Origin of the sequence: Streptomyces sp. E11-3, assembly GCF_046540415.1 — a bacterium.
Classification (GTDB): Bacteria; Actinomycetota; Actinomycetes; order Streptomycetales; family Streptomycetaceae; genus Streptomyces.
The window spans coordinates 361,882-386,672 of sequence record NZ_JAZGRL010000001.1 but is presented as its reverse complement, the minus strand read 5'-3'; the positions used below and the strand labels follow the sequence as shown (position 1 = coordinate 386,672).

Genomic DNA, 24,791 nt, shown 5'->3' with positions numbered 1-24,791 from the left:
CCCCTGCGGTTACGATCACGAGCCGTCGGGCAGGCCCCGGACCGTTCGCCAGCGCGGGGCCTGGTCGTCGGGGGAGTCCGGAGAGGCGAAGTGAAACGGCACCCGGAGGGAGTCGGCCAGGGCCCGGCCCGCTGCTGCGGCAGCGGTGCCCGGTGGGGGCTCGCCAGGGCGGTGGTGGACAGTCGCCAGGTGGCCTTCCCCGGCCGGGTCGTCCAGGACCGCGACGAGCTCCACGAACCAGTCATGGACGGTGTCGCCGTCCCACAGAGCCTCGATCGCGGCCACCTGGCCGGGGAGGGCCGCGGCGCGAGCCGCGAGTGAGGGGACGTCGAGCGGATCGGGCGGCCTGTACTGCACGCGGTCGCCGAGGGCCTCGTAGCGCGTGTGGACCACCTGCTCCGCCTCGCTCAGGCCCAATCCCAGTGGGCGGAGGGTTTCCCACACGGCCTTGACCGCCATCATCCGGCGATCGCGCAGCACGTTCGCGTCGACCTCCTGGCGGGTCTGATCCTCCAGGTAGGCCCACCAGCCGCTCATGGGGCCTCCAGGCGGGATTCCGTGGCATGTGTCATGGCCCGAACGTACGGCAATGCGCCGCGAACGAGGCCGCGGGGCCGCCGTGTGGTCCGGCTACGCCGAAGACGTCGCGGAACGGGCCCTGTCCCAGTCGTCGCCGTCGTAGTCCGCGGTGCTGGAGGTCACATGGCCGGCGAGGCCGATGAGCAGGAAGAGTACGACTAGGACCTTGGCCCCGGTGCCGAGCAGCAGCGGCCGGGTGGCGGAGTGGACCGCGTCAGTGGGGGCGGGCTCGTCGCCGAAGAGCCGCTTGGGGTAGGCGGGCGTGAGCAGCGTGGCGTACGCGGCGAAGCGCAGGCGGAAGCGGGCGACGGCGGCGGTGGCGGCGAACACCGGCTCGGGCAGCCGGCCCAGGATGATGCCGATGAGCCAGAAGATCCAGCTGAGTGTGAACCAGCCGGCCTGGAGGAGATTGGCGACGATCGCCGCCGGGATCATCAGGATGAGGCGGAACAGTACCGCGAGGCGGTTGAGCGGGGTGGCACGCAGTTCGATCTGCACCGGGTGGCCGGGGGCCGAGAACGCGAACGGCGGGTACCGGTCGACGAGGAGCGCGGCGCTTGCGCTGACCCGGGTCTGGTAGACGAGGACCGAGGCCAGGAAGGAGAAGATCGAGTCTGGCAGCCGGCCCAGGAACAGGGCGGCGAACCAGCCGACGATGGTGACGAAGAACGCCGCGATGGAGAGCAGGGAGACCACCACGAACTGGGGGAGCAGCAGCAGCCAGCGCAACAGCACGGTCCAGCGGCGCTGCGGCGCGGGAGCGGGGATGTCGAGGACGGGCAGCCACTCGCCGCCCGCGGAGTCGGTGGTGGGGCGGGGGCCCCAGTCCGTGGCCATGACGTGCTCCTGGTGATCCCGGTTCCGGCGGAATATCACCATGCTGTGGCAGAGCGGCGGCGCACGCGCGTCTGATACACCCGAATAGTGTGTCCTGGTTCTGGTCAGCGGGGCTTGCGCTTCAACTCCTGCGGGAGTCTGGCTAGGGCCTCGTCACTGGCCCACCCTGCCGTCGACGCACTCGCGCAACAGGTCAGCGTGCCCGCAGTGCCGGGCGTACTCCTCGATCCTGTGCACCATCAGCTCCCGAACGGCGAAGCCGTCCTTCCCCAGACGCTCGCTCAGATCCGGGTGCTCGGCCAGCGCGGCGTCGGTCGCGGCCTGCTCGCGCTCCAGAGCGGAGTACGCGGCGTCGACCTCGGCCTGCTCGGCGACAGCTCCGTCGAAGTCCGCGTTGTCCTCGCCGTACACCTTCGGGAGTGGGTCAGCTTCTCTGATCCAGTTGTGCCAGTCCCGTTCCACCTCGGCGAGGTGCCGAAGCAGGCCGAGCAGCGACATCGTCGACGGCGGAACCGACCGACGGGCCAGTTGCTCCGCATCGAGGCCCTCGCACTTCATCCGCAGCGTCGTGCGGTAGCCCGTCAGGAAGTCCTGCAGCGTCGCAAGCTCGCCGTCCGGACTGACACCCTCGCTGTTACGGGGGTCGTCGTCCGGGTCAGCCCACATGTCGGGGTAGGTGGTCGCCTGGGTCCATCGTGCGGGTTGATCACTCATGCGCGCCATGTTCGTCCGCGACGGCCCACGCTCGCCACTGATTTCTACGAGGCGGTGGGGCGAAGCGGGCGGTGGGGCCAACCGGGCCGTGGGGCGAAGCGGGCCGTGGGACGGGCGCGCCCCGTTGTCAGTGCCGTCCGTCATGATCGGACGCATGAACGAGATCGACACGGCCGCACCCCGAACCCCCCGTACGTGGAGCGGATTCGCCACATCCGCCGCCCTGCAGGGTCTCGTCGGTGCCTCGGGCTGCTGGAACGAGGACTCCTTCGCCGACATCCGCCGCATCGGCCGCTATATCGAAGGCAGTTGGGTGCCGGAGCCGGGCGAACGGGAGGTCCGGCCGCCCGCGGCGGGCAGCTGGACGGAACTCATAGGGCGCACGGGAGCACTCGCGCTGCGCGCGGCCGCGCCAGCGACCAGGCCGGAGCGCCGCGAGGTGCTGCTCGACTTCCTGGAGATGTGGGCGCGGACGCCGTTCGCCGACCCGGCCTATCGGTTCCGCCTGGGGCGGCTCGCCGGTACGACCTCGTTCACCGTCCGCGACGACCAGGGCGCCTCCTTCGGTCTGCACCTGCCGGCCGCGCGCTGGACTCGCTACTTCGAGGCCGTACTCCCCGGCGGTGAGGCCGCCCCGCGCCCCGAGGAACCGCTCTACGTCGTGGACTGCCACCGCGGTTGGGGCACCCCGGAGCAACTGCTGCGCCTGGTGGAGCTCGTGCGGGAGCGCGGCCCGGTCGCCTGGGACGCGGACGCGGCCATCGCCCTGAGCGAGGCGACCGGTCTGAGCCGCCCCGCCGCGGCCCTCGTGCTGGCCGGAAACCCCGGTGCGGGCGGCTACTACAAGCCCTTACTCGACGAGCACGAGCGCGCCTTGTTCGGTTTCAAGGCGGGAGAACTCGCATCGGCGCGCGCTGAGTTGTCGATGCTGCGCGACGACGAGCGGCTCGCCCTGCTTGCCGACGTGCTGCCCGCGGACCCCGTGGACCTGTGGGCGCCCGGCGGCCTCGCCCGCGTCGCGGAGCGCACCGCCGCGGCCTGGGCGGAGCAGCACGGCGCCCGTCCGCACGCGCCGTGGCGCACCTGGCAGGCCGCGGTCGCCCTGGAGACCCGGATGCCGGCGACCCACCTGTGCCACCTGTTCCTCGACCCGGCGAACGCCGCTCTGCCGCCGGGCTTCTACCTGCGGGCCTGGCCCTGCCCGTCCGAGCACCGCCACCTGCGCACCGCGTGGGACGTCATGGGCGACTACGACGCCACCACCGTCGCGGACGCCGTCTTCGCCGGCCTGCCGTGGGCGTACGCGGACCTCCCTGCCGGTGACCCCGTACGCGCCGGGGCGCCGGAGGTCGTCCACCACCTGCGTAAGGTGCTGGCCGGACGCGACTCACCGGCCCGGGTCCTCTACTCGGGCGTGATCCGCGGCAACCGGGGGAGTGGACGCTGGGACTGGCTGGCGGACGGCACCTGCGATCGCGTCATAGCCCGCATCACCGCCGACGACCTGCCCGCGGGCCGCTACGAGTCCGACCCGCGCGCCTGCGCCCCCGACGTGGTCGCCGACGTCGCCGCCACCCTCGACCTGGTAGAGGACGCCGCCGCCCTCTACCTCCAGCTCCTGCTGCTCCCCGTGCCGTCGGACCGCAACGTGCGACGCTGGAACGCCTGGACACCGGCCCGCCACAAGGCGGCCGCGGCGGAGTTGGTGACCCGCGGCCTGGCGGTGGAGGACCGCCGGGCCCGCGCGGGACGCACGCTCTTCCTGCCCGGTCCGTGGGCGCAGGCCAAGAAGCCGCTGCCGTCGATGGAGTCCTGGAAAGCGCCCGTGATCGGTGCGCGACTGAGCACCGACGGAAGCGAAGTGAGGGCCTTCGAGCTGCTGCCGGGCACGCTCCCCGAGCTGTTCACCGAAGCCTGGCGGCTGGTCTGCGGAGGGGAAGGGCCGACGGCCTGACCGGCCGCACGAGGAGCAGGTCAACAGCTGAAGGCGCGCCGAGGCAGCGGCGACGAGTAGACCACACTCGTCGTGACCGAGCCCAAGGTGCCGATCTTCCCGGAGACCTCCTCCAGGTGCCCCATCGAGCGCACCGCGACCTTGATGACAAAGCAGTCGTCGCCGGTCACATGGTGCGCCTCCAGGACCTCCGGTGTCGCGTCCACCAGGTCGTGGAAGGGCTTGTAGTTTCCGTTCGGGTAGCGCAGCCGGACGAAGGCCAGGATCGGCAGTCCGAGCCGCTCCGGGGCGACCACCGCGGCGTATCCCTGGATGACGCCCGCGTCCTCCAGGCGGCGCACCCGTTCGGTCACGGCGCTCGGCGACATCGAGACGGCGCGGGCGAGCTCCGCGAAGCTGGCCCGGCCGTCGCGCTGGAGGACTTCAAGGATGCGCCAGTCGGTGGCGTCCGGGGAATACTCGGTCATGCCCGAGAGATAACAGGGCTTTCCCCGGTGAATCAAGAGCAAGGCCGGTGATCGTCCCTTCGCTGAACCGATCATTGGCCGTAGATTCTTGGCCATGGACACACAGCTCACGACCTCGCAGAACCCCGTACTCCGCGTCCCCCCGGCCTCACCCGCCGCGGCCGTCGCCCACTTCAGCGCCTCCCTCGCCTTCCACGCCGACGTCTCCGACGTCGCCTCGGCACTCGCGGCCGGCGGCGCCCCCGGCTTCGTCGTCGTGGACTCACGCTCCACCGCGTCCTGGGACCAGGGCCATGTCCCCGGCGCCGTCCATCTGCCCACGGCCCTGATCCCGGCACAGGCCGGGGAGTTGCTCGACACGTCCGTACCGATCGTCACCTACTGCTGGGGTCCCGGCTGCAACGGAGCGACCCGCGCGGCGCTGTCCCTCGCCCAACTCGGCTATCAGGTAAAGGAGATGCTCGGCGGCTTCGAGTACTGGATACGGGAGGGTTTCGCGTACGAGACCTGGGAGGGTGCCGCCCAGCGCGCCGCCGACCCGCTGACCGCGCCGGTCGCCGGCGACGACTGCGGCTGCTGAGCCGATCTAGTGTGTGACCTGCGGCAGTTCGCGCAGGAACGGGACGTCCGTGTGGCCGAAGGAGTCCACCGGCCGTGCCGCCCGTTCCACCACCCGCAGTACGGCGTCCGCGTCACTGGCGTAATGCCCGCTTCCCCACGCCGCGTTGGCCTCCACCACCGCCCACGCGCCGTCCACCAGACCGATGTCCACGACCACGGCGCTCGGCAGTCCACAGCCACGCAGCCGCGCGGCGAACTCCAGGACCTCCGCCCGGCGCCGGTCGCCGTCCAGCGGCGCGACATCCAGCTCGCCGCGCGTCATGTACCTGCTCCCGGTCGCCACCTCCCCATCGAGGAGGAACAACCGGTACTCCACCGCGAACGCCACGATGTCGCTCACCAGCACCGGAACGTCGTCGTCCACGGCATCGGATCCGGGCAGCCCGCTGCCGTCCGGGTACACCCGAGCCGGAAAGCTCTTGTCGTTGGGCGGCTTGACGAACGCGGGCCTACGCAGCTGCCGCGCGGCGGCGACGGTGCTGAACTCGATGTCCCTGCGGGTGAGTTCATAGGGCAGCCGGGCCAGCCAGTCCCGCGGCGCCTCCAGCAGCCCGAGCCCCAACTCCCCGCCTACCGCTGAGGCGAAGCGTGGCCCCGCGTACAGCGTGGCACCGGGTGCGTTCCGGTGTTCCTCGGGAACCCGCCAGTCGTGCAGGGTCTCGACGTGCGTCCCACAGCGGCGCGCGGCGGATGCCAGTGCCCGCCCCGTGGCGGTGAGACGCGGCGAGAGGAAGAGCGTACGGGCGATCATGGCCGAAAGCATGACGTACGGGAAACGGCCACGGTACTCGTTTTCCCGGCGTCACCGTGATGCGGCGGTCCGGCAGAGCGGACTTGCCGGATCAGCAAGAGAAGTGGCAGGTCTGGCGGACGCGGCGCACGGTGTTCGCATGACTGAAGTGAAGGTTACTGACGAACTGGACGTCCTGGTGGTGGGAGGGGGCGTCGCCGGGCTGTCGGCGGCGCTGACGCTGGCACGCGCCCGCCGCTCCGTACTGGTCATCGACTCCGGCGAACCGCGCAACGCGCCCGCCGCGGCGGCGCACGGTCTGCTGTCCCGCGATGGCCTTCCTCCGCTTGAACTGTTGCGCGCCGGCCGGGAGGAGGTCGTCGGATACGGCGGGCAGATCGTGGCCGACCGGGCGGTGTCCGCCCGGCGCGTGACGGGCGGCTTCGCCGTCGAGACCGAGCGCGGTCGCAGCTTCCGGGCGAGGCGTCTGCTGGTGACGACAGGCCTGGTTGATGAGCTGGCTCCGGTGCCGGGGCTGCGCGAGCGGTGGGGACGCGATGTGCTGCACTGCCCGTACTGCCACGGCTGGGAGGTGCGCGACAGGCCGATCGGTGTACTCGGTGGCAGTCCGGCCTCGGTGCATCAGGCGCTGCTGTTTCGTCAGTGGTCGCCGGAGGTGACGTTGTTCCTGCACACCGGCGAGGACTTGGCCGAGGAGCAGTGGGAGCGTCTGGCGGCGCGCGGGATCACGGTGGTCGACGGCGAGGTGACCGGTCTGGTCGTGGTGGGGGACCGGCTGACCGGGGTCCGGCTGGCCTCGGGCCGGAAGGTGGCGGTGGAGGCTCTGGCGGTCGCGCCGAGGTTCGTGGCGCGTGGGGAACTGCTGTCCGACCTCGGGTTGGCCACGGTGGAGCATCCCCTGGGGGTGGGGGAGTACGTGGCGTCGGACGCGAGCGGGCTGACCGACGTGCCCGGGGTGTGGGTGGCGGGCAACGTCACGGATGTGATGGGCGGCCTCGCTGCCGCGCAGGCAGCCGGGACGCAGTCCGCGGCGGCGATCAACGCGGACCTGGTCAACGCGGATGCCGATGCCGCGGTGGCCCGCCGCAGAGCGGCCGCCACCGGGGGCGTGTTCAGCGCGGCAAATGAGGCCGCGGTCTGCGCGCGGGTCCTGGGCGAGCGCCGTCATGGTCTCGACTCGCCGCCGCGCTCTGAGGGCCCCGCGCGGGCGTAGCGGCGGGCTCTCAGTCGGGGCGGGCTCTCGTCGACGGCAGACTCTCAGCGGGGGCGGGCGCGCAAGTGGGCGCGCTCGCCCTGCTGTCCGAAGATGATGAGGAGTTCCACCGGTTGGTCGTCGTCGGGCCCGAGCCAGTGCGGGACGTGGGTGTCGAACTCCGCCACCTCGCCGGGCGCCAGAGTGAGGGCGCGGTCGCCGAGGAGGAGGCGCAGGCGGCCGTTGAGGACGTAGACCCACTCGTAGCCCTCATGGGTCTGCGGTGTGGGCTCGCCCGCGCTGGGATTGATGACGAGCTTGTGCGCGTGCAGGCCTCCGGCGCGGCGGGTGAGTGGCACGTACGTCATGCCGCCGCGGGTGACGGGACGCAGGTGCACGCGGGGATCGCCGGTTTGTGGGGCGCCGACGAGTTCGTCCAGGGGGACGCCGTAGGCGCGGGCGAGCGGGAGCAACAGCTCCAGGTTGGGTTTGCGTCCGCCGCTCTCCAGCCGGGAGAGCGTGCTCTCCGAGATGCCGGTGGTCTCGGCCAAGGCGGCCAGGGTGATGCCGCGTTCGTGGCGTAGGTCGCGCAGTCGGGGGCCGACGGCGGCCAGCACGTCGGTGAGTTCGTCCATATGCCCCATCTTGCTGATTCAGCATGAAGACTTGCAAGCGGAGTGGGTGCGGTCGCACTCTCCTGGCGTCCTCGGCCTCCTGGCGCCCTCGGCGCCGCACGCGACCGGGGCGCCAGCACACCCGACGACCTGAACGGAGCCCCACCCCATGAGCGACCACACCAGTGATCACCACACCAGTGATCACAGCGCCAGTGATCACAGCGCCAGTGATCACCACACCAGTGATCACAGCACTCGTGATCACCACACCCTCGGCGACGCCGCACGGTTCTGGGAGGGCCACTACAGCGGCCGCGACAGGTGGTGGAAGGGCACCCCCAACCCGCTGCTCGCCGCCACCGCCAGCCAACTGACGCCCGGCAGGGCGCTGGACCTCGGCTGCGGCGAGGGAGGCGACACCGTCTGGCTGGCCAGCCAGGGCTGGCAGGTCACCGCCGTCGACATCGCACCCACCGCCCTGGCGCGCACCGCACGCCACGCCGCCGAAGCCGGGGTCGGCGAACGCATCGTCACCGAGCGGCACGACCTCGCCACCAGCTTCCCCGCCGGGACCTTCCACCTCGTCTCCGCCCAGTACCTGCACACCCCCTTCGACCTGCCCCGCGCCGACGTCCTGCGCCAGGCCGCCCACGCCCTCACCCCGGGCGGGCTCCTGCTCATCGTCGACCACGGCTCGGTACGCCCCTGGGCCTGGAACCCCGACCCCGACACCCGTTTCCCCAGCCCCGAGGAGATCTACGACGGCCTCGGCCTCGACCCCGCCCGCTGGACGCCCGAACGCCTCGACCGACCCCAGCGCGAAGCCACCGGACCGGGCGGGCAGACCGCCGTCGTCACCGACACGGTCCTCGCCATCCGTCGCGCCACCTGACCTCGCGCCCTGTGCCGGTCACGCGAGACCGCCCCCGCCCCGCAGGTACGCTCCCGCGCGTGCCGCGGCGGCGGCGGCCTCGGCGGCCCGGTCCGCGGCGGCCTCGTCGAGGCGCTCGCCGCTGGTCAGCAGGCGGTAGTAGAGGGGGGCGGAGACCGCACGGATCACCTCGTGGGCATCCGTGCCCGCGGGCACCTCGCCCCGGTCGATGGCCTGCTGGACGCAGGGTGCCCACTCCTTGACGCGGATGTCGTAGAAGCGGTGCAGTGCATCGGCCGTCTTCGCCTCGCAGGTGGCGGCCGCGATCACTGCCTTGAACAACGCTCCCTGCCGCGGGTCGGCCAAGGTGCGCTGCACGAGCCGGGCGTTGGCCCGGAGGTCGCCGAGCAGCGAGCCGGTGTCGGTACGGGGCAGTGACTGCTCGGCCATGTCCAGCAGCAAGTCGGCGACCAGGCTGGTCACCGTTCCCCAGCGGCGGTAGACGGTGGTCTTGCCCACCTCGGCACGGCTCGCGATGGCGGCCAGGTCCAGGTGGGCGAAGCCCTGCTCGGCCAAGGCGTCCCCGGCCGCCCGCAGCACCGCCGCCCGCACCCGCGCCGTGCGCCCTCCCGGACGGACGGTCCCCGGACCCGCACTCTCAGACTCCATAACGGGACTCCTGTTCCATTAATCGCTTGCACTTGCTACATTAAGGCACGCACACTAACGGAACTACAGAACCATTAGTCAGCTTCAGGTGACGAGAGGAACAGTCATGGAATACCGGCGGCTGGGCGTATCCGGCCTCAAGGTCCCCGCACTGAGCTTTGGCGCCGGCACCTTCGGCGGCCAAGGCCCGCTGTTCGGCGCGTGGGGCAACACCGATGCCCAGGAAGCGCGCCGCCTCGTGGACATCTGCCTCGATGCAGGGATCACGATGTTCGACACCGCCGACGTCTACTCCGGCGGCGCCTCCGAGGAGGTGCTCGGGGAAGCGATCAAAGGCCGCAGGGACCAGGTGATCGTGTCCACCAAGACCAGCCTGCCCATGGGCGACGGCCCAGGCGATGCGGGCTCCTCCCGCTCGCGCCTGATCACCGCATGCGAGGACGCCCTGCGCAGGCTCGGCACCGACTACGTCGACCTGTTCCAGCTGCACGCCTTTGACGCAGGCACACCGATCGAGGAAGTCCTGTCCACGCTCGACGATCTCGTACGGGCGGGAAAGGTCCGCTACGTCGGCATCTCCAACTTCTCCGGATGGCAGGCGATGAAGTCCCTCGCGATCGCGGAGCGGTACGGCCACCCGCGCTATGTCGCCCACCAGGTCTACTACTCCCTCATCGGCCGCGACTACGAATGGGAACTGATGCCCCTCGGACTCGATCAGGGCCTCGGGGCCCTCGTCTGGAGCCCCCTCGGCTGGGGACGGCTCACCGGCAAAATCCGCCGCGGTCAGCCACTACCGGCCAACAGCCGACTGCACGACACCGCGGACTACGGCCCGCCGGTCGAGGATGAACACCTCTACCGCGTAGTCGACGCCCTCGACGAGATCGCGCAAGAGACCGGCAAGGGAATTCCGCAGATCGCCATCAACTGGCTGCTGCAGCGGCCGACCGTGTCATCGGTCATCATCGGCGCCCGCAACGAGAAGCAGCTCCGTCAGAACCTCGGTGCCATCGGCTGGGCTCTCACACCCGAACAGCTCGCGAAACTCGATGCGGCGAGCGCCAAGACCGCGCCGTACCCCTACTTCCCCTACCAGCGCCAGGAAGGATTCGCTCGCCTCAACCCACCCGTGGCCGACGTCGCGCCCGCGCCTGCCACAGGGCACCATGCCTTCGTGTGACCGGACTTCAGACACCCTCAGCAGACCAACTCCGCCGCGACCCGCTGCCCCTGCGCGACCGAACCGCGCTCGTCACCGGCGCCAGCCGTCGCGCCGGCATCGGCTACGCCGTGGCCCGCAGACTCGCGGCGTACGGTGCCAGCGTCTACCTCCACCACCATGTTCCGCACGACGCGGGCCAGTTGTGGGGCGCCGACAGCCCCGACGAGGTCGCTGCCGCCGTCCGTGAAACGCTCGCCGACCCCAAGGCCCGGGTCCTGCACGGGCCCGGCGACCTCTCCGACCCCGCGGCACCCGCCCAGCTCGTCGATACGGCAGCCGACGCCCTCGGCGGCCGTATCGACATCCTCATCGCCAACCACGCGCTCAGCGGGGACGACGGCCCTCTCGACACCATCGACGCGGCCATGCTGGACAAGCACTGGGCAGTCGACACCCGCTCCGTGATCCTGCTCGTCCAGGCCTACGCGCGGCTACGGGGCACACTGTCACCCCGTACCCCCGGAGGCCGGGTGGTGATGATGACCTCGGGACAGGACATCGGCGGCGGCATGCCCGCCGAACTCGCCTATGGCTTACAGAAGGGCGCCCTCGCCTCGGCGACCCGCACCCTCGCCACCGCACTCGCCGACCTCGCGGTGACCGTGAACACCGTCAACCCGGGCCCGGTGGACACCGGCTACCTCGATGGCGAGGCCCACGCGCGGATCGCCGCCATGTTCCCGGCCGGACGGTGGGGCATGCCCGACGACCCGGCGCGGTTGATCGCCTGGCTGGCGACCGACGAGGCCGAGTGGGTCACCGGAAATGTCATCGACTCGGAGGGCGGCTTCCGGCGTTGAGAGCCTGTCCTTGAACCCCGGCCGGGCGCGGTTCAAGGACAGGCGCTGACCAGCGCGTCGAACAGATCGGCGGTGGCCGGGCTGTCCCGCGGCAGACCACTGACCTGTCCGTCACCGACCTCGACCACCCGCCAGACGCCGTCCTCGCGCAGAGCCAGATCGGTGGTCACCCAGCGGCAGCCGAGCGCGGCCACCGCATCGCGCACCGCGCCCAGTTCGGGCCGCGGGCTGCTCCCAGGTGTGTCGGGGTGGGCCGTGACCAGCACCGGCTCACCGTCCACCCACCACGCTCTGGCCTCACCTTCGGGCACGAACGGTTCGTACGCGCGCACCACCACGCCTCCGGCGAGGCTGTCGTCCTGCAGCGCGAACATCCGGCGCACCACAGCCGACAGACCTGCTCCGTCGGTCAGTTCGGGGACGTAGCACGCCTCGTCCCACTCGTGCTTGCGGGACTTGACGTAGTCCTTGACCACGGCGGGCCCGGGCCCCAGGGGCGCCGCCAGCACGGCCAGTGCGTCGTCGGACGGCGGTGCGCCGGGCGGCGCACCGAGCCAGACGCTGCGCGGGGTCAGCTGCTGGAACGTGCCGTACCAGCCGGGTAGTTCGTGCGCGCGGCGGTACTGCCCGGGGCTGGTGAGCAGGGTGCCGCCGCGCTCGCCGATGGCCCGCGCCAGATCGTCGTAGCGCTCCGGCGGGATCATCCAACCCCGGTACCAGTACGGCCCTCCGTCGCGCGGCACTCGCCGGATGGCACCGTCGGTGTCCCCGGCGAGCAGCGCGTCATGATCGAGCAGTGCCACGGCGGCACCCGTCGCGCGGGCGGCCGCCACCTCCCCGGCGAAGGCGGGATCCGGGCGGCTGGCCCGGAGCGGGTCGGCGCAGAAGAGGAAAGCGGCGCTCACGCACGTACTCCCGTCAGAGCTTGAACAGTTCGTCCACCGTCAGAGCTTGGACAGTTCGTCGACCAGGTCGTCCAGGCCGAGCGACCCCTGCGACAGGGCGGCCATGTGCCACGCCTTGGGGTCGAAGGCCTCGCCATGCGCCCGGCGCGCGTTCTCGCGGCCAAGCAGCCACGCCCGTTCGCCCAACTTGTAGCCGATGGCCTGGCCCGGCACCGACAGGTAGCGGGTCAGCTCGCTCTCGACGAAGTCGGCGGGCCGCCCGCTGTGCATCCCGAAGAACTCCTGGGCCAGGTCGGGAGTCCAGCGCTCGCCCGGATGGAAGGGCGAGTCGGCCGGGATTTCCAGCTCCAGGTGCATGCCGATGTCCACGATCACCCGCGTCGCGCGCATCATCTGCGCGTCCAGATAGCCGAGCCTGCGCTCCGCGTCGGTGAGGAAGCCCAGCTCGTCCATCAGCCGCTCCGCGTACAGCGCCCAGCCCTCGGCGTTGGCGCTGACCATGCCGACCGAGGCCTGGTAGCGGGACAGGTTGTCGGCGACGTGCGCCCACTGCGCCAGCTGCAGATGGTGGCCGGGCACGCCCTCGTGGTACCAGGTGGAGACCAGGTCGTACACCGGGAAGCGCGTCTCACCCATCGTCGGCAGCCAAGTGCGGCCCGGACGCGAGAAGTCCTCCGACGGCGCGGTGTAGTACGGGGCCGCCGCGCCGCCCGGCGGAGCGATATGGGACTCCACCTTCCGTACCCGCTCGGCGAGTTCGAAGTGGGTGCCGTCCAGGGCCTCGATCGCCTCGTCCATCAGGCCCTGGAGCCAGTCGCGCACCTCGTCGACGCCCTCGATGTGGGTGCCGTGTGTGTCGAGGTGCGCCAGGGCCTCCCAGGGGGTGTTCGCGCCGGGCAGTACCTGCTCGGCCTCGGTCCGCATCTCGCCGAGGATGCGGTGGTACTCGGACCAGCCGTACGCGTAGGCCTCGTCCAGGTCCAGGTCGGTGCCGTTGAAGTACCGCGACCAGACGCGATAGCGGTCCCGGCCCACCGTGTCGGGCGAGTCCGCGACGGCGGGCGCGTACACGTCGCGCATCCAGTCGCGCAGCGCCACCACGGCACGGGTGGCGCCGGCGGCCGCGGCGGAGAGCTCCGTGCGCAGCGCGTCGGGACCCTCCGCGGCGAACTCGTCGAACCAGCCGTGGTCCGCGCCGTCGCCGCCCGCCCACTCGGTGAGCTGATCGACGAACGTGGCCGTCGCCCGCGGGCCGCCGTGCCGCTTGCGCTCCAGGCCGAGCTCGAGTGACTGGCGGTGCCCCTCAAACGCGGCCGGCACCGCACGCAGCCGCTCGGCGACGGCCGCCCAGTCCTCGTCGGTCTGGGTCGGCGTCAGGGTGAACACCTCCCGCACCTCGTGTACGGGGGACATGATGTTGCTGACGACGCTGAGGTGTTCCTCCGCCTCGTACAGCGCCAGCCCCGCGGTCAGCCGTTCACGCAGCAGCCGGGCGCACCGCCGCTCGTGGTCGCTGTCCCCGCCGGGCGCGCGTTCGGCGGCGGCCAGCCGGTCCAGTGTCGTACGGGCCAGATCCGCGAGGGCCTGGTAGCCGGCGGGGGAGAGGTCACGCAGGCGGGACGAACTCTCCGGCACACCGAGATAGGTGCCGGTGATCGGGTCGAGGGCGATCAGGTCGTCAACATAGGCGTCGGCGACCTGGCGGGGCAGCGGACTCAGCGTCGTGTCAGGCATGCGGACATCCTCGTACGCCGACACCCGTCCCGTCACACGTTTTGCTCGGCGCGCTGGACATCTTGGCTGGTGGCGGCCCCCGGCGTGGACGCCGGGGGCCGGATGCTGGGGGCTGGGACCGCAGGCCGCCTGAGGGGAGCGCTCGCTCAGCGGCGCTCGCTCGGCCCGATCTGCTGAGTCTGCGCGTACGGAGGCGGTGCGTGCGCGGCGGTCTGCTCCCCATACGCCGATCCCGAGCCGACCCGCTCGGCGTCGTGACGCCCGCTGTCGTGACGCCCGGTGTCGCGACGCCCGCTGTCGGTTCCGGCGCCGTCCAGCCGCGCCGTGATGACCAGGGTGCCTTCCTCGATCTGGTAGTCGAGAGGAAGCCCGAGTCCACGCATCGCGGCGACCATCCCGGTGTTGGACGCCTTGGTGACCGCGTACACGCTGTCGCAGCCCGCCTCGACGCCGAGCGCCACCAGGCGGCCGAGCAGTTCGGCGCCGATCCCGCGGCGCTGCCAGTCGTCCTCGACGAGCAGCGCGACCTCGGTCTCGTCGCCGTCCCACAGCAGATGGCCCAGCGCGACCAGCCGACCGGACGCGGTCTGCACGGCGAGGGTGCGCCCGAAGCGCGGGCTGAGCAGGTGGTTGAGATAGCGGTCGGCGTCCCCCGCCGGGCCGTGGTACCGCATGCTCAGCGTGGACTTGGAGCACCGCTCGTGCATCGCCTTGGCGGCCTCGAGGTCCGTGGTGTCGGCGCGGCGTACGGTGATGGCGTTGCCCGCCGGCAGGGTCAGTACGTCCTGGCTGCGCGGAATACGCGGACCGAGCCGGGCGTCCAGCTCGACCAGTGCGCGGGCCCGGGCGAACTCGGTGGGCGTGAAGGGAAGATACGGCCGCTCCACGGTGATCGCCCCGCCCGCGGGGTCGCGCAGCCGCATCAGCGTCCCTTCGAGCGCCCCCTCCACGGGAGCCCGCTCAGCCGCGGCGCGCGGCCCGGTCGGGGGACTGGCAGGCAGCGACCTGATGGTGCAGCGGCCGAGCAACTGGCGTAGGGCCAGCGGGAGTTCGGCTGCGTCCAGGGCCGTACGGGTGGCGAGGTCGAGCACCCGCGTGGGCGCGTCGACCAGGTCGTGCGCGTCCGCCCGCTCGATCCAGGTGCCGGTGCCGCCCGCGCCGGCCACCGCCCGGGCCAGCTCGGCGGCGGAGCGCTCGTCGGGGGCGCGCAGCAGGAACTCGTCGACCGTCCCCTGGGCCAGCGGATGGGTCTGCAGGCTCAGGATGTCGACGTCGATGCGGGCCAGCACGGTGCACAGCGCGGCCAGCGAGCCGGGCTGGTCGCGCACCGTGGTGCGCATCCGCCACAGCGTGGTGGCGGTGGCGCCGGTGATCGGGGTGGGTGATTCGCCGTCCTGGTCGCTCGGGTCGGTCCCCGCGGCGGGCGGGGTGCCGGTATCCGCCGTCGGCGGGGCGTGGCCGTGGCGCCGTGCCCACCAGGTGTGGAACGCGGCCGTGGCGACCAGTGCCACGGCCGACACCACCAGCAGCACCGGTCCGTCGGGCCCGCTGACGACGGTCTTGGCGATGGTGTCCGCGACCACGACGGCGGTGAACAGGGCGGCCAGTTCGATGGTGTCCCGGCGCCAGTGGTGCTGCTGGCGCCGGACCCGCTTCGCTGTTGTCACATCAGTCATACCGTGCACCCTGCCGGACCGGTGTTGCGTGATCACGAACGCTTTGTGACTGCACGGTTAAGTCGGCTTCTGCCCTTTTTGCCGCTTTGTTTATTCCTCTACGACGCGACGGACCACGCCCACGGTGTGGTGCACTGACCGGCCTACTGGCCTTCCGGCCTTCCGGCCTTCCGGTGCCTACTGGCCGACCCGGCCCGGCTGGAGCACCTTGGTGAACAGCACCGCGTCCCCCTCCTCGCGCAGCCGCACCGTCAACTCCCCACTGCCCCCGTCGATCTCGACCTCGCCGAAGAGCTGTGGCGCCTCGGCGGGCGAGACGTTGGCCCGCGTCGGAGCCTTCAGGAAGGGCCGCTCGGGGCCGAAGGTGCCGTCGAGCCGCACCGCGGGGAAGCCACCCGCGGCCAGCGGCCCGGTCACGAACTCCCAGAACGGCGCGAAGTCCGTGAACGCCGCCCGCGACGGGTCGTAGTGCTGTGCCGATGTGTGGTGCACATCGGCGGTCAGCCACACGGTGCCGGTGATCCGCCGGTGCTTGATGTGCCGTAGTACGTCGGCGATCTGCAGCTCACGGCCGAGCGGGCGGCCCGGGTCGCCCTGCGCGACCGCCTCGATGTTCTCCCGGCCGTCGGTGACGACCAGGCCGACCGGCATGTCGGAGGCGATCACCTTCCACACGGCGCGCGAGCGCGACAACTCCCGCTTCAGCCAGGCCGTCTGCTCTGCACCGAGGATGCCGACCGGGTCATCGGTCTGCAGACCGGGCGAGTTGGCGTTGCGATACGTCCGCATGTCGAGGACGAACACATCGAGCAGCGGCCCGTGCCGCAGCACCCGGTACACCCGCCCGTCGTTCCTGCGGCGGGGCCCGAGCGTGGAGATCGGGAAGTACTCGGAGAACGCCCGCCGCGACCGCGCCGCGAGCACATCCACGTTCTTCACCGTGTACCGGGCGTCGTCCAGGATCTCCCCGGGATACCAGTTGTTGAGCACCTCGTGGTCGTCCCACTGGACGATGCTCGGCACTTGCGCGTTGAACTCCCGCAGGTTGCTGTCGAGCAGGTTGTAGCGGAAGGCACCGCGGAACTCCGCGAGGGACTCGGCGACCTTCGACTTCTCCTCGGTGGTGATGTTCCGCCACACCCGCCCGTCCGGGAGGGTCACGCTGGACGGGATCGGCCCGTCCGCGTAGACCGTGTCACCGCTGCACAGGAAGAAGTCCGGGTCCAGGCGGCGCATTTCGTCGAAGACCCGAAATCCCCCCAGGTCGGGGTTGATGCCCCAGCCCTGCCCCGCGATGTCACCCGACCACACGAACCGCACGCCGCCGCCGCGCCTGACCGGAGCCGTACGGAAGGTGCCCGGCACCGGCTCGCCGGTGCGCCGCGGGTCGTCGGGGTCGGCGAGCAGCACCCGGTAGTGGATCTGCTCGCCCGGCGGCAGCCCGCGCAGCCGGGTCGTCCCGGTGAAGTCCGTGCCGGGGCCGAGCAGCGGCCCGTGCCATCTGGTGGGGTTCCTGAACGACTCGGTGGCCGAGGTCTCCACGACCATCCGGGCCGGCCGGTCGGAGCGCACCCACACCAGGCCCGAGTGCGCCGTCACATCACCGGCCTGCACTCCCCACGCGGCCCTCGGCCGTCCGGAGCGGGCGAACGCGGGAGCCGCGGCGCCGAGCGCCGGCAGGGCCAGCGCGGCGGACGCGGCGGCGAGCGAGCCGCGCAGGACGGAGCGGCGGGCGGGGGCCGGGATCGGGTGACCTGATGACATCGATGCGCCTCCAGTGACGGGTCCGACGGACGCGAAGGGTGTGCGGTGCCACATCTAGCGGGACGCCGCGGCCCTCGCGCGAACCCCAAGTGAACAACTGTCCATGGAGGTAGGGAACCAGGCGCGCGGCACTGTTCACCAGCTCCTCGGGTACGGCTGACTCCGGCGCCCGGCGCCCGGCGCCCGGTCCAGCGGCGTACGCCATGAGACCGAGGCGTCCGGGTCGCGGGACCGATACCGAAAGATCGCCCAGTACTTACTGTGGAACACGCCCACCTGTACGCAGCACCTCACGCAAGGGATCCCTATGCCCGCCAACGGTCAGAGCCACATCCGTATCGCCCGCCCGTCCCGCGACCTCGCCGCGGCCGAGCGCTTCTTCGGGCAGGGGCTCGGACTGGACGTCCTCTACCGTGCCGAGGGCGGCGGCGCGCCCGGCGAGCACGATCTGCTGATGCTGGGCTGGCCGGACGCCTCCTGGCACCTCGAACTCGTCCACGAACCCGGCGCGCCCGTCGAGCCGCGCCCTACCGACGAAGACCTCCTGGTCATCTACCTCGACGAGCGGGTCCCCGAGGAGCTGGTGGCCCGCCTGGAGGAGCACGGCGGTAAGCGGGTTGTCTCGCCCAACCCGTACTGGAACGAGTGGGGCGTCACCGTCGAGGACCCGGACGGCTATCGGCTGGTGCTCTGCACGCGCGCGTGGTCCAACTCCTGAGCCGTTTGCTCCAGCTCCTCAGCGGCCGCGCCCTCGCCTACGTGGCTCGCGCCAGCAGCCGCAACCCGTCGGCGATCCGCGCCGGGGCCAGTTGCGCGTACCCGATGACGAGCCGTACCGCCCCGTCGTCGGGCACCGTCGAGGTGTAGTCGCTCAGCGGGCGCACCGCGACCCCCGCCGCGGCCGCCCGCTCCAGGAAGGCGTCCTGGGGTCCGTACGACTCGGGGACGCGGGCGATGACGTGCAGCCCGGCGGCGATGCCGGTCACCTCCGTACCCGGGAAGTGCTCCTCAAGGGCGGATACGAGGGCGTCCCTGCGCTCCCGGTACGCGCGCTGGCAGCGGCGCAACTGGCGGTCGTAGCCGCCGCGTTCGACGAAGTGCGCCAGAAGCGCCTGGTCGAGCACCGGGTTGCCGAGGTCCATCATGCGCTTGCGCGCGACGACGTCGTCGGTCAGCGAGTCGGGGACGAGCAGCCAGCCGAGCCGCAGCCCGGGGGCGAGGGACTTGCTGACCGAGCCCGTGTACGCGACGCGCTCCGGGTCGAGTCCCTGAAGGGCTCCCACGGGGGCACGGTCGTAGCGGAAGTCCCCGTCGTAGTCGTCCTCCACGACCAGACCGTCCACCGACCGTGCCCAGTCCAGCAGTTCGGTGCGGCGCCGCGGCGCGTACGAGAGGCCGGACGGGAACTGGTGGGACGGCGTGGTCACCACCGTACGCAGCTCACGGCGCGCGCGTAGCGGAGCCAGGGCGAGTCCCTCGTCGTCCAACGGCAGGCGCACCGTGGCGATTCCGGCCGTGGCGAGCTGCTGCGCGTGCTCGGGGCTGCCCGGGTCCTCGGCGCCCAGCGTGCGCTCCCCGCGCGCGTGCAGCACCTGGCCGACCAGGCTCATCGCCTGGGCGACGCCCGAGCAGACGATGACCCGCTCCGGGTCCGCGACCACCCCGCGGCGGCGGGTGAGCAGCTCGGCCAGGGCGGTACGCAGCCGGGGCAGCCCGCGTGGATCGGGGTAGCCGAGCCCGTGGTGCGGCAGTTCGGCGAGGACCGCGCGCTGGGCCGCCGCCCACGCGGAGCGCGGGAACAACGACAGATCGGGACTCCCGGGAAGGAAGTTCACCCGCGCGTCGCCGGGGCGGGGCGCCAGATCGCGGGCCCTGGGCGCGGCGGCCCGCGCGGCGCCGCCCACCCAGGTGCCCGAGCCACGGTCCGCGCGCAGGTAGCCCTCGGCGGTCAGCTGCTCGTACGCCTCGGTGACCAGGCCACGGGACACGCCCAGGTCCGCGGCCAGTTCGCGGCTGGACGGCAGCCGGGTCCCCGGCGCGAGCCGCGCCGATCTGACCGCTTCCCGCAGCGCCGACTGGAGCGTGCGGCCACGCGCGCGTGGCGGGGCGGCCGCGGCGGGCAGCAGCAACTCCCAGGCGGCGGCCCAGGTCTGACCGCCGCTCTCCGGTGCGGACAGCGGAAATCCCCCACTTCCTTGGTGAGCCGGGCTGTTTGTGAAGTGGTCCCTGAAGGAGCCACCGGAGTGGACCTTAAACGGTGCCACAGCGCTGCCTAGCGTCGGGCGCATGACCTCGAACTCCACGCGAGGAGCCCTCCTCGCCGCGCTGGCCTGCTGCCTGGTCGGCGGCTCCTTCACCGCCAACAGCCTGCTGGGCGACTACCCGTACGCGGGCGGCCAGTTCCTGCGCTACGGCCTCGCCTGCCTGCTGCTTCTGCCCCTGCTCGGCCGGGGCGGCACGGCCCCGTCGCGCCGTCTCACCCGGCCCCAGTGGGGCCGCCTCGCGCTGCTGGCGGCCGTCGGCATGGTCGGGTTCAACCTGGCGATCCTGGCCGCCGAGCGGACCGCGGAACCCGCCGTACCCGGCGTCTTCGTCGGCTGCGCCCCGGTCGTGGTGGCCGTGCTGGTCCCCGCGCTGTCGGGCCGCAGACCCACCCGGCCGGTGCTGTACGGCGCGCTGCTCGTCGCCGCCGGCGCCATGACCGTGCAGGGGTGGGGCCGCACCGACACCGTGGGCATCGTCTTCTCGGTGCTGGCGCTCGTCGGCGAGGTCGGCTTCGCGGTGCTCGCCGTGCCGGTTCTGCGGCCGCTGGGCCCGAAGCTGCTCTCCGCCGTGGTCTGCGGCGTCGCCGCGTTGGAGTCCGCCCTGATCGGCATGGTGATGGACGGCTCGCACTGGCTGCGGATGCCCTCCGGTCATGAGGCGGCGGCCCTGTTCTGGCAGGCGGTGGTCGTCACCGTCGTCGGCTTCGTCTGCTGGTACGCCGCCATCCAGCGGATCGGCGCCGAACGCGCCACGCTCTTCTCCGGCCTGATCCCGGTCGCCGCCGCCTGCACGGCCCAGCTGGTCGGTACGGGGACCTACGGGGCGGCCCAGGCCGCGGGCAGCGCCCTGGTCGGGATCGGCGTCGCCCTGGGCTCCGGGGTGTTCACCAGCGGGACCCGGCACGGCGGGCAGACCGAAGCGGCCGGGTCCGGCCACGAAGCGACCGGGTCCGCCCACGCAGCGGCCGGGTCCGGCCAGGGGCGCAGCGGCAGGCTCTCAGCGGCTGGTGTCGAGGATGACGCGGGCCACCCGCGCGGGGTCGTCGTTCATCGGCACATGGCCGCACCCCGGCAGCCGCACCAGCCGCGCACCGGGGATCGTGTGCTTGGCCCGGATGCCCTGGCGGCGCGGGAGCAGCATGTCGCGGGTGCCCCAGGCGACGGTCACCGGGACGCCGGAGATCTGGCAGACATCGTCGAGGTAGAACACGTCCCGTCCGGCGGCGAGCGTCTCGTGGAAACCGGTGGCCTGGCGCAGGGCCAGGGTCTCCGCGACGACGGCCTCGGGTGAACGCCGCCCCGGCCGGGCGTAGATGGTGCTGGTGAGCGCTGCCCGTCCGGCCGCCGAGTGGGACAGCCGCTCGATCATGGGCAGCGGCAGCGCCGCCGCCCCCTGCCGCATCGCCCGGAGTATCGTTACCGCGTACCGCTGCTCGCCCTTCGACCAGAAGCCGGCCGGGGAGAGCGCGGTGACCGAGCGTACGAGCTTCTCGCGGCCCAACTCCAGGGCCAGCAACCCGCCCAGGGAGTTCCCGGCGACATGCGGACGGTCGATGCCGAGCTCCGCGCACAGGGCCCCCAGCGTGGGCACCACCGACGCCAGGTCGTACGGGACCCCGTCGGGCAGCGCGGGGGACGCGCCGAAGCCGGGCAGGTCCACGGCGATCACGTCGCGCTCGGTGGCCAGAATCCCCAACACCGGTTCCCAGGCCTGCCAGTGGTGGCCGATCCCGTGCAGCAGGAGCAGCGGCTCGCCCGAGCCCGCGCGGTGGTAGGCCACGGAGACGCTCTGCGGGCCGTTCGGGGTGTCGATGCTGAAGGAGGCGGTGGCGGACATGCTGCTCCTCGTCGTGGGCAACGCTCGGTCGGACAGCTCTTGTAGACACCTTGTCAGCAACGATTACCGTTCGGTAGCCCCTGGTTCAATGGTGGCGTGGCAACCAATACCGCGACAGACGTTTTCGAAGAGCACCGCCCCGTCCTGACCGGCGTCGCCTACCGCATGCTCGGCCGTGTCAGCGACGCAGAGGACGTGGTGCAGGAGGCCTGGCTGCGCTGGTCGGCCGCCGACCGCGAGAAGGTCCGGGAGGAGCGCGCGTACCTGGTACGGATCACCACCCGGCTGGCGATAGACCGGCTCCGCCAGCTGGGCTCCAGGCGTGAGGCCTACGTGGGGCCCTGGCTGCCCGAGCCGCTGGTCACCGACTTCGGGGCCACCGTGCCCGACACCGCGGAGCGAGCCGTGCTGGCCGACTCCGTCTCGCTCGCCGTCCTGGTCGTCCTGGAGTCGCTGTCGCCGCTGGAACGCGCGGTGTTCGTGCTCCGTGAGGCCTTCGGCTTCCCCTTCTCCGAGATCGCCGCGACCCTGGAGCGCAGCGAGTCGGCCGTCCGGCAGCTCGCCGGGCGGGCCCGCAGGCACGTCGAGGAGCGCAAACCGCGCTACGACGTGGACCCGGCCGAGTGCCGCGACCTGACCGAACGGTTCCTCGCCGCGGCCGCCGGGGGAGACCTCGGCGGGTTGATGTCGCTTCTTGCGCCGGACGTACGACTCGTCGGGGACAGCGGCGGCAAGGCCAAGGCGCCACTGCGCGTCATCGAGACGGCCGACAAGGTGGGCCGCTTCCTGTACGGGGTCGCGCGCCAGCCGGTCGCCGACATGGAATTCCGCTTCGTCGAGGTGAACGGCCGCCCCACCCTGCTCGCGCTCTCGGCGGGCAAGCCTGACGCGGTGTTCCAGGTGGAGGTCGCCGACGGTCTCATCCAGTGCGTCTACATCATCCGCAACCCCGACAAGCTCTCCTCGCTCGCCGCCCTCTGAGACTCCGGTACGAAGGGCCCCTGTCCAGGCGGACGGGGGCCTTCCGCATGCCTGCGTACGGGACCGGCAGCGCTCCGTAACCGGCGGCTGATTGGTCTTGACCAAGGGTGGGGGTGGCCCTATCGTCGCTGAGATAGTGAGGAACCTTTAATAAACAAGGGCATGTAAAGCGCCCGGGGTTTCTGGGGATGGCGGAGGAACAGGGTGGGGACCACACAGCTCGAAACGGTGCCGGAGCCGAAGTACCGGCACCTCAAGACCGTGATCAGCGAGGCGCTCGACTCCGAGTTCGCCGTGGGCGAGATCCTGCCCAACGAACGTGACCTCGCGGCCCGCTTCGGCGTGGCCCGGGCCACCCTCCGCCAGGCCCTGGAGCAGCTGGAGCTCGAAGGGCGGCTGCAGCGCCGCCGCGGCGTCGGCACCACCGTCGCCCCGCCCCGGATGGGCGTGTCCGTGGGCTCCACCGCGCACAACTGGCCGGGCGTGTCCGACACCGCCTGGGAACTCGCCGACGGCACGCGGGAGGTCCCGCCCGCGTCCGTGGTCCGGCACCTGGGCACCGGGCAGGACGAGCCAGTGCATGTGGTGCGCCGGCTGCGGGTGAGCGGGGGACAGCCCGTCGCCGCCGAGCTGCTGTACGTTCCGGCCGCATCGGTACCGGGCCTGGCCGCCGCCGACGCGCCCACCGGCACCGCACGCGGGGCCGCCGTGCTGCGCGAACTGGAGAGTCTGGGCCTTGAGGGCGAGGACCGCGCCGTGGAGCTGGGCTCGGCCCGCTCCGACGACGCCAAGCAGCTCGACCGGCTGCCCGGTGCCCCCGTACTGGTCGTCACCACTCGGTTCTTCGCCGGGGGCGGCACCGCAGCGGTCTCCGTCGCCACCTACCGCGCCGACACCTGCCGCCTCACCTTCGGCGACACCGGCGACGTCGAAGTCCACTCCTGACCCAGCGCCCCTGACCGTCCCATCCGGTCACGGGCATCACCGCCCGGTCACGGGGCACCACCCACCCGGTCACGGGCCAACGGCCCGCCGCACCGCTCAGCGGCGGGCCGTCACCGTACTCTCCACCGCGAACAGCTCTTCCTCGACATGGTCCAACGCGAGCCGCAGCGCCCCCGTCGCCACCGCCGCCTCGCCGAGCACGGACAGCGCGACCCGTGGCGGGCGCAGGCAGTAGCGCGCCAACTCGCGGCGCAGCGGGTCCAGTACGCCGTCCAGGCCCGCCGCCCAGCCGCCGACCACCACCAGCTCCGGGTCCAGGGCCAGCACCAGGGCCGCCACATCGTGCACCAGCCGCTGGATAAACCGCTCGACGGCCGCCGCGGCCCGTGCGTCACCCTGGCGGGCGAGCGCGAAGACCTCGGTCACCGCCTGCTCGTCCAGCGGATGTAGTGGCTCGTCCGTGGTGGACAGCAGCGATTCGGGGGTGACCTCACGGCCCAGCAGATGCAGCGCGCCGATCTCGCCCGCGGCGCCGCCGTACCCGCGGTGCAGCCGCCCGCCGATCAGTGCCCCGGCCCCGGGACTGAGCCCGGCCAGGACGAACACCACGTCGTCGGAGTCGGTCGCCGCGCCCTTCCAGTGTTCCGCGACCGCGGCGGCGTTGGCGTCGTTCTCCACCAGCACCGGGCACCTGAAGGACCGCCGCAGCCGTTCCCCGAGCGCGAGGCCGGTCCAGCCGGGCAGCGCCGTGCTCAGGCGCACCGTGCCGTCGGTCTCCACGATCCCCGGGGTGCCCACACCGACGGCCCGCAGTGAGCCGCGGGCGATCCCCGCCCGCCGCAGCAGCTCCGCGACGGCCGTACGCAACCGGTCCAGCCGTTCATCGGCGGGCGCCGCCTCGTCCACGTCCTTCTGGCCGGTGCCGATCACCCGGCCGTCCAGGTCGGACAGGACCGCGGCGACCCGGTGCGGCCCGACCTCGAGGCCCAGCAGATGCCCGGCCTCGGCCCGGAAACGGAACCTGCGCGCCGGCCGCCCCTGGCGCCGGGCCGCGCCCTCGTCGGCCGGGGCCTCCACCACGAGCCCGGCCCCGATCAGCCCCTCGACGACGCCCTCGACCGTGGGCCGGGAGAGCCCCGTGACGCGGGTGACCTCGGTGAGGGTCGCCGAATCCGTGCCGCGTAGCGCGTGCAGCACCACCGCCGAGTTGATCCGCCGCAACAGCGAGGGGTCCCCGCCGGTCAGCCGCCCCACCGTCCGTCCTCCCAGCTCGCCCGCTTGATGGGCGGATCGTACTCGCCGCGACGAACACCCGGCGACCGCGGGGGTACCCGGGGTGTGGGCGGGGGCCGAACGGACCCGCGCCCAGGCCGCGCGGCCCCTGGCCG

Annotated in this window: 23 protein-coding genes and 1 pseudogene; 10 read left to right on the top strand and 14 right to left on the bottom strand. The window is 72.2% G+C overall.

Translation table 11 applies throughout. From position 1 onward, the window contains the following. Positions 1–15 precede the first annotated feature (15 nt). The 3 genes from U9R90_RS01755 to U9R90_RS01745 form a co-directional block, all read right to left on the bottom strand. The gene (locus U9R90_RS01755; RefSeq protein ID WP_411054567.1) at positions 16–537 is read right to left on the bottom strand and encodes a hypothetical protein; all 522 of its coding nucleotides are present in this window, start codon (positions 535–537) and stop codon (positions 16–18) included. Positions 538–630: 93 nt separating this feature from the next. Beyond that, on the bottom strand, positions 631–1,416 hold the full coding sequence (locus U9R90_RS01750; protein WP_411054566.1) for a DUF4389 domain-containing protein: 786 nt from the start codon (positions 1,414–1,416) through the stop codon (positions 631–633). A 153-nt stretch (positions 1,417–1,569) separates the two neighbouring features. Further along, entirely contained in the window at positions 1,570–2,130 is a 561-nt protein-coding gene (locus tag U9R90_RS01745) for a DinB family protein (RefSeq protein WP_411054565.1), read from the bottom strand. Positions 2,131–2,284: 154 nt separating this feature from the next. Here U9R90_RS01745 and U9R90_RS01740 point away from each other — a divergent pair, with 154 nt between their 5' ends. Beyond that, the gene (locus U9R90_RS01740; protein ID WP_411054564.1) at positions 2,285–4,084 is read left to right on the top strand and encodes a hypothetical protein; all 1,800 of its coding nucleotides are present in this window, start codon (positions 2,285–2,287) and stop codon (positions 4,082–4,084) included. Between the two features lie 20 nt (positions 4,085–4,104). Here the strand turns inward: U9R90_RS01740 and U9R90_RS01735 are convergent, their stop codons facing one another. Next, positions 4,105–4,551: an Lrp/AsnC family transcriptional regulator gene (locus tag U9R90_RS01735; RefSeq protein WP_411054563.1), complete on the bottom strand. Its 447-nt coding sequence runs from the start codon at positions 4,549–4,551 to the stop codon at positions 4,105–4,107. Positions 4,552–4,645: 94 nt separating this feature from the next. Here U9R90_RS01735 and U9R90_RS01730 point away from each other — a divergent pair, with 94 nt between their 5' ends. After that, positions 4,646–5,131 carry a rhodanese-like domain-containing protein gene (locus U9R90_RS01730; RefSeq protein ID WP_411054562.1) on the top strand — a complete coding sequence of 162 codons (486 nt, stop codon included), beginning with the start codon at positions 4,646–4,648 and terminating at the stop codon, positions 5,129–5,131. Between the two features lie 6 nt (positions 5,132–5,137). Here U9R90_RS01730 and U9R90_RS01725 read toward each other — a convergent pair whose 3' ends face one another. Further along, a complete protein-coding gene (locus tag U9R90_RS01725; protein ID WP_411054561.1) occupies positions 5,138–5,923 on the bottom strand; it encodes an ATP-grasp domain-containing protein in 786 nt (261 codons plus the stop codon). A 139-nt stretch (positions 5,924–6,062) separates the two neighbouring features. Here U9R90_RS01725 and U9R90_RS01720 point away from each other — a divergent pair, with 139 nt between their 5' ends. After that, on the top strand, positions 6,063–7,136 hold the full coding sequence (locus U9R90_RS01720; protein WP_411054560.1) for an NAD(P)/FAD-dependent oxidoreductase: 1,074 nt from the start codon (positions 6,063–6,065) through the stop codon (positions 7,134–7,136). Between the two features lie 44 nt (positions 7,137–7,180). Here U9R90_RS01720 and U9R90_RS01715 read toward each other — a convergent pair whose 3' ends face one another. Next, the gene (locus tag U9R90_RS01715) at positions 7,181–7,759 is read right to left on the bottom strand and encodes a helix-turn-helix domain-containing protein (protein ID WP_411054559.1); all 579 of its coding nucleotides are present in this window, start codon (positions 7,757–7,759) and stop codon (positions 7,181–7,183) included. Positions 7,760–7,898: 139 nt separating this feature from the next. Here U9R90_RS01715 and U9R90_RS01710 point away from each other — a divergent pair, with 139 nt between their 5' ends. Further along, entirely contained in the window at positions 7,899–8,624 is a 726-nt protein-coding gene (locus U9R90_RS01710) for a class I SAM-dependent methyltransferase (protein ID WP_411054558.1), read from the top strand. Positions 8,625–8,642: 18 nt separating this feature from the next. Here U9R90_RS01710 and U9R90_RS01705 read toward each other — a convergent pair whose 3' ends face one another. Continuing rightward, on the bottom strand, positions 8,643–9,272 hold the full coding sequence (locus U9R90_RS01705) for a TetR/AcrR family transcriptional regulator C-terminal ligand-binding domain-containing protein (RefSeq protein ID WP_411054557.1): 630 nt from the start codon (positions 9,270–9,272) through the stop codon (positions 8,643–8,645). Between the two features lie 106 nt (positions 9,273–9,378). On the opposite strand from U9R90_RS01705, the gene U9R90_RS01700 reads away from it, so the two are divergent. After that, entirely contained in the window at positions 9,379–10,455 is a 1,077-nt protein-coding gene (locus U9R90_RS01700) for an aldo/keto reductase (RefSeq protein ID WP_411054556.1), read from the top strand. Then, positions 10,452–11,297, top strand: a complete 846-nt coding sequence (locus U9R90_RS01695) for an SDR family oxidoreductase (protein WP_411054555.1) — start codon at positions 10,452–10,454, stop codon at positions 11,295–11,297. Before U9R90_RS01700 ends, U9R90_RS01695 begins: the two co-directional genes overlap by 4 nt. Before the next feature lie 32 nt (positions 11,298–11,329). Here the strand turns inward: U9R90_RS01695 and U9R90_RS01690 are convergent, their stop codons facing one another. From U9R90_RS01690 to U9R90_RS01675, 4 genes are all read right to left on the bottom strand, one after another. Then, positions 11,330–12,202: an ATP-grasp domain-containing protein gene (locus U9R90_RS01690; RefSeq protein WP_411054554.1), complete on the bottom strand. Its 873-nt coding sequence runs from the start codon at positions 12,200–12,202 to the stop codon at positions 11,330–11,332. 39 nt (positions 12,203–12,241) lie between these two features. Then, positions 12,242–13,936, bottom strand: a complete 1,695-nt coding sequence (locus tag U9R90_RS01685) for a DUF885 domain-containing protein (RefSeq protein WP_411054553.1) — start codon at positions 13,934–13,936, stop codon at positions 12,242–12,244. Between the two features lie 146 nt (positions 13,937–14,082). Continuing rightward, positions 14,083–15,612, bottom strand: coding sequence for a GNAT family N-acetyltransferase (locus tag U9R90_RS01680; RefSeq protein ID WP_411054552.1), 1,530 nt, complete (start codon positions 15,610–15,612; stop codon positions 14,083–14,085). A gap of 177 nt (positions 15,613–15,789) precedes the next feature. Next, a complete protein-coding gene (locus U9R90_RS01675) occupies positions 15,790–17,376 on the bottom strand; it encodes an alkaline phosphatase D family protein (RefSeq protein WP_411054551.1) in 1,587 nt (528 codons plus the stop codon). Positions 17,377–17,683: 307 nt separating this feature from the next. Here U9R90_RS01675 and U9R90_RS01670 point away from each other — a divergent pair, with 307 nt between their 5' ends. Next, positions 17,684–18,094 carry a VOC family protein gene (locus U9R90_RS01670; protein ID WP_411054550.1) on the top strand — a complete coding sequence of 137 codons (411 nt, stop codon included), beginning with the start codon at positions 17,684–17,686 and terminating at the stop codon, positions 18,092–18,094. A gap of 37 nt (positions 18,095–18,131) precedes the next feature. On the opposite strand, the gene U9R90_RS01665 is transcribed toward U9R90_RS01670, so the two are convergent. After that, entirely contained in the window at positions 18,132–19,553 is a 1,422-nt protein-coding gene (locus U9R90_RS01665; RefSeq protein WP_411057603.1) for a PLP-dependent aminotransferase family protein, read from the bottom strand. Positions 19,554–19,662: 109 nt separating this feature from the next. Between U9R90_RS01665 and U9R90_RS01660 the strand changes: the two are divergent. Then, positions 19,663–20,451 (top strand): annotated as a pseudogene (locus U9R90_RS01660) (EamA family transporter); the annotation flags it as partial. A gap of 186 nt (positions 20,452–20,637) precedes the next feature. Here U9R90_RS01660 and U9R90_RS01655 read toward each other — a convergent pair. Beyond that, entirely contained in the window at positions 20,638–21,477 is an 840-nt protein-coding gene (locus U9R90_RS01655; RefSeq protein ID WP_411054549.1) for an alpha/beta fold hydrolase, read from the bottom strand. A gap of 96 nt (positions 21,478–21,573) precedes the next feature. Here U9R90_RS01655 and U9R90_RS01650 point away from each other — a divergent pair, with 96 nt between their 5' ends. Then, the gene (locus U9R90_RS01650) at positions 21,574–22,458 is read left to right on the top strand and encodes an RNA polymerase sigma-70 factor (protein WP_411054548.1); all 885 of its coding nucleotides are present in this window, start codon (positions 21,574–21,576) and stop codon (positions 22,456–22,458) included. 204 nt (positions 22,459–22,662) lie between these two features. Next, complete coding sequence (locus tag U9R90_RS01645) at positions 22,663–23,403, top strand: GntR family transcriptional regulator (RefSeq protein WP_411054547.1); 741 nt, start codon at positions 22,663–22,665, stop codon at positions 23,401–23,403. A gap of 96 nt (positions 23,404–23,499) precedes the next feature. Here the strand turns inward: U9R90_RS01645 and U9R90_RS01640 are convergent, their stop codons facing one another. Then, the gene (locus tag U9R90_RS01640) at positions 23,500–24,657 is read right to left on the bottom strand and encodes an ROK family transcriptional regulator (RefSeq protein WP_411054546.1); all 1,158 of its coding nucleotides are present in this window, start codon (positions 24,655–24,657) and stop codon (positions 23,500–23,502) included. Positions 24,658–24,791: the final 134 nt, after the last annotated feature.

Bases quoted from the DNA above. Each gene is read 5' to 3' on its own strand.
- U9R90_RS01680 (WP_411054552.1), bottom strand. From the start codon at position 15,612: ATGACTGATGTGACAACAGCGAAGCGGGTCCGGCGCCAGCAGCACCAC.
- U9R90_RS01730 (WP_411054562.1), top strand. From the start codon at position 4,646: ATGGACACACAGCTCACGACCTCGCAGAACCCCGTACTCCGCGTCCCC.
- U9R90_RS01675 (WP_411054551.1), bottom strand. From the start codon at position 17,376: ATGTCATCAGGTCACCCGATCCCGGCCCCCGCCCGCCGCTCCGTCCTG.
- U9R90_RS01740 (WP_411054564.1), top strand. From the start codon at position 2,285: ATGAACGAGATCGACACGGCCGCACCCCGAACCCCCCGTACGTGGAGC.
- U9R90_RS01720 (WP_411054560.1), top strand. From the start codon at position 6,063: ATGACTGAAGTGAAGGTTACTGACGAACTGGACGTCCTGGTGGTGGGA.
- U9R90_RS01715 (WP_411054559.1), bottom strand. From the start codon at position 7,759: ATGGGGCATATGGACGAACTCACCGACGTGCTGGCCGCCGTCGGCCCC.
- U9R90_RS01750 (WP_411054566.1), bottom strand. From the start codon at position 1,416: ATGGCCACGGACTGGGGCCCCCGCCCCACCACCGACTCCGCGGGCGGC.
- U9R90_RS01710 (WP_411054558.1), top strand. From the start codon at position 7,899: ATGAGCGACCACACCAGTGATCACCACACCAGTGATCACAGCGCCAGT.
- U9R90_RS01705 (WP_411054557.1), bottom strand. From the start codon at position 9,272: ATGGAGTCTGAGAGTGCGGGTCCGGGGACCGTCCGTCCGGGAGGGCGC.
- U9R90_RS01700 (WP_411054556.1), top strand. From the start codon at position 9,379: ATGGAATACCGGCGGCTGGGCGTATCCGGCCTCAAGGTCCCCGCACTG.
- U9R90_RS01725 (WP_411054561.1), bottom strand. From the start codon at position 5,923: ATGATCGCCCGTACGCTCTTCCTCTCGCCGCGTCTCACCGCCACGGGG.
- U9R90_RS01655 (WP_411054549.1), bottom strand. From the start codon at position 21,477: ATGTCCGCCACCGCCTCCTTCAGCATCGACACCCCGAACGGCCCGCAG.
- U9R90_RS01685 (WP_411054553.1), bottom strand. From the start codon at position 13,936: ATGCCTGACACGACGCTGAGTCCGCTGCCCCGCCAGGTCGCCGACGCC.
- U9R90_RS01670 (WP_411054550.1), top strand. From the start codon at position 17,684: ATGCCCGCCAACGGTCAGAGCCACATCCGTATCGCCCGCCCGTCCCGC.
- U9R90_RS01745 (WP_411054565.1), bottom strand. From the start codon at position 2,130: ATGAGTGATCAACCCGCACGATGGACCCAGGCGACCACCTACCCCGAC.
- U9R90_RS01735 (WP_411054563.1), bottom strand. From the start codon at position 4,551: ATGACCGAGTATTCCCCGGACGCCACCGACTGGCGCATCCTTGAAGTC.
- U9R90_RS01755 (WP_411054567.1), bottom strand. From the start codon at position 537: ATGAGCGGCTGGTGGGCCTACCTGGAGGATCAGACCCGCCAGGAGGTC.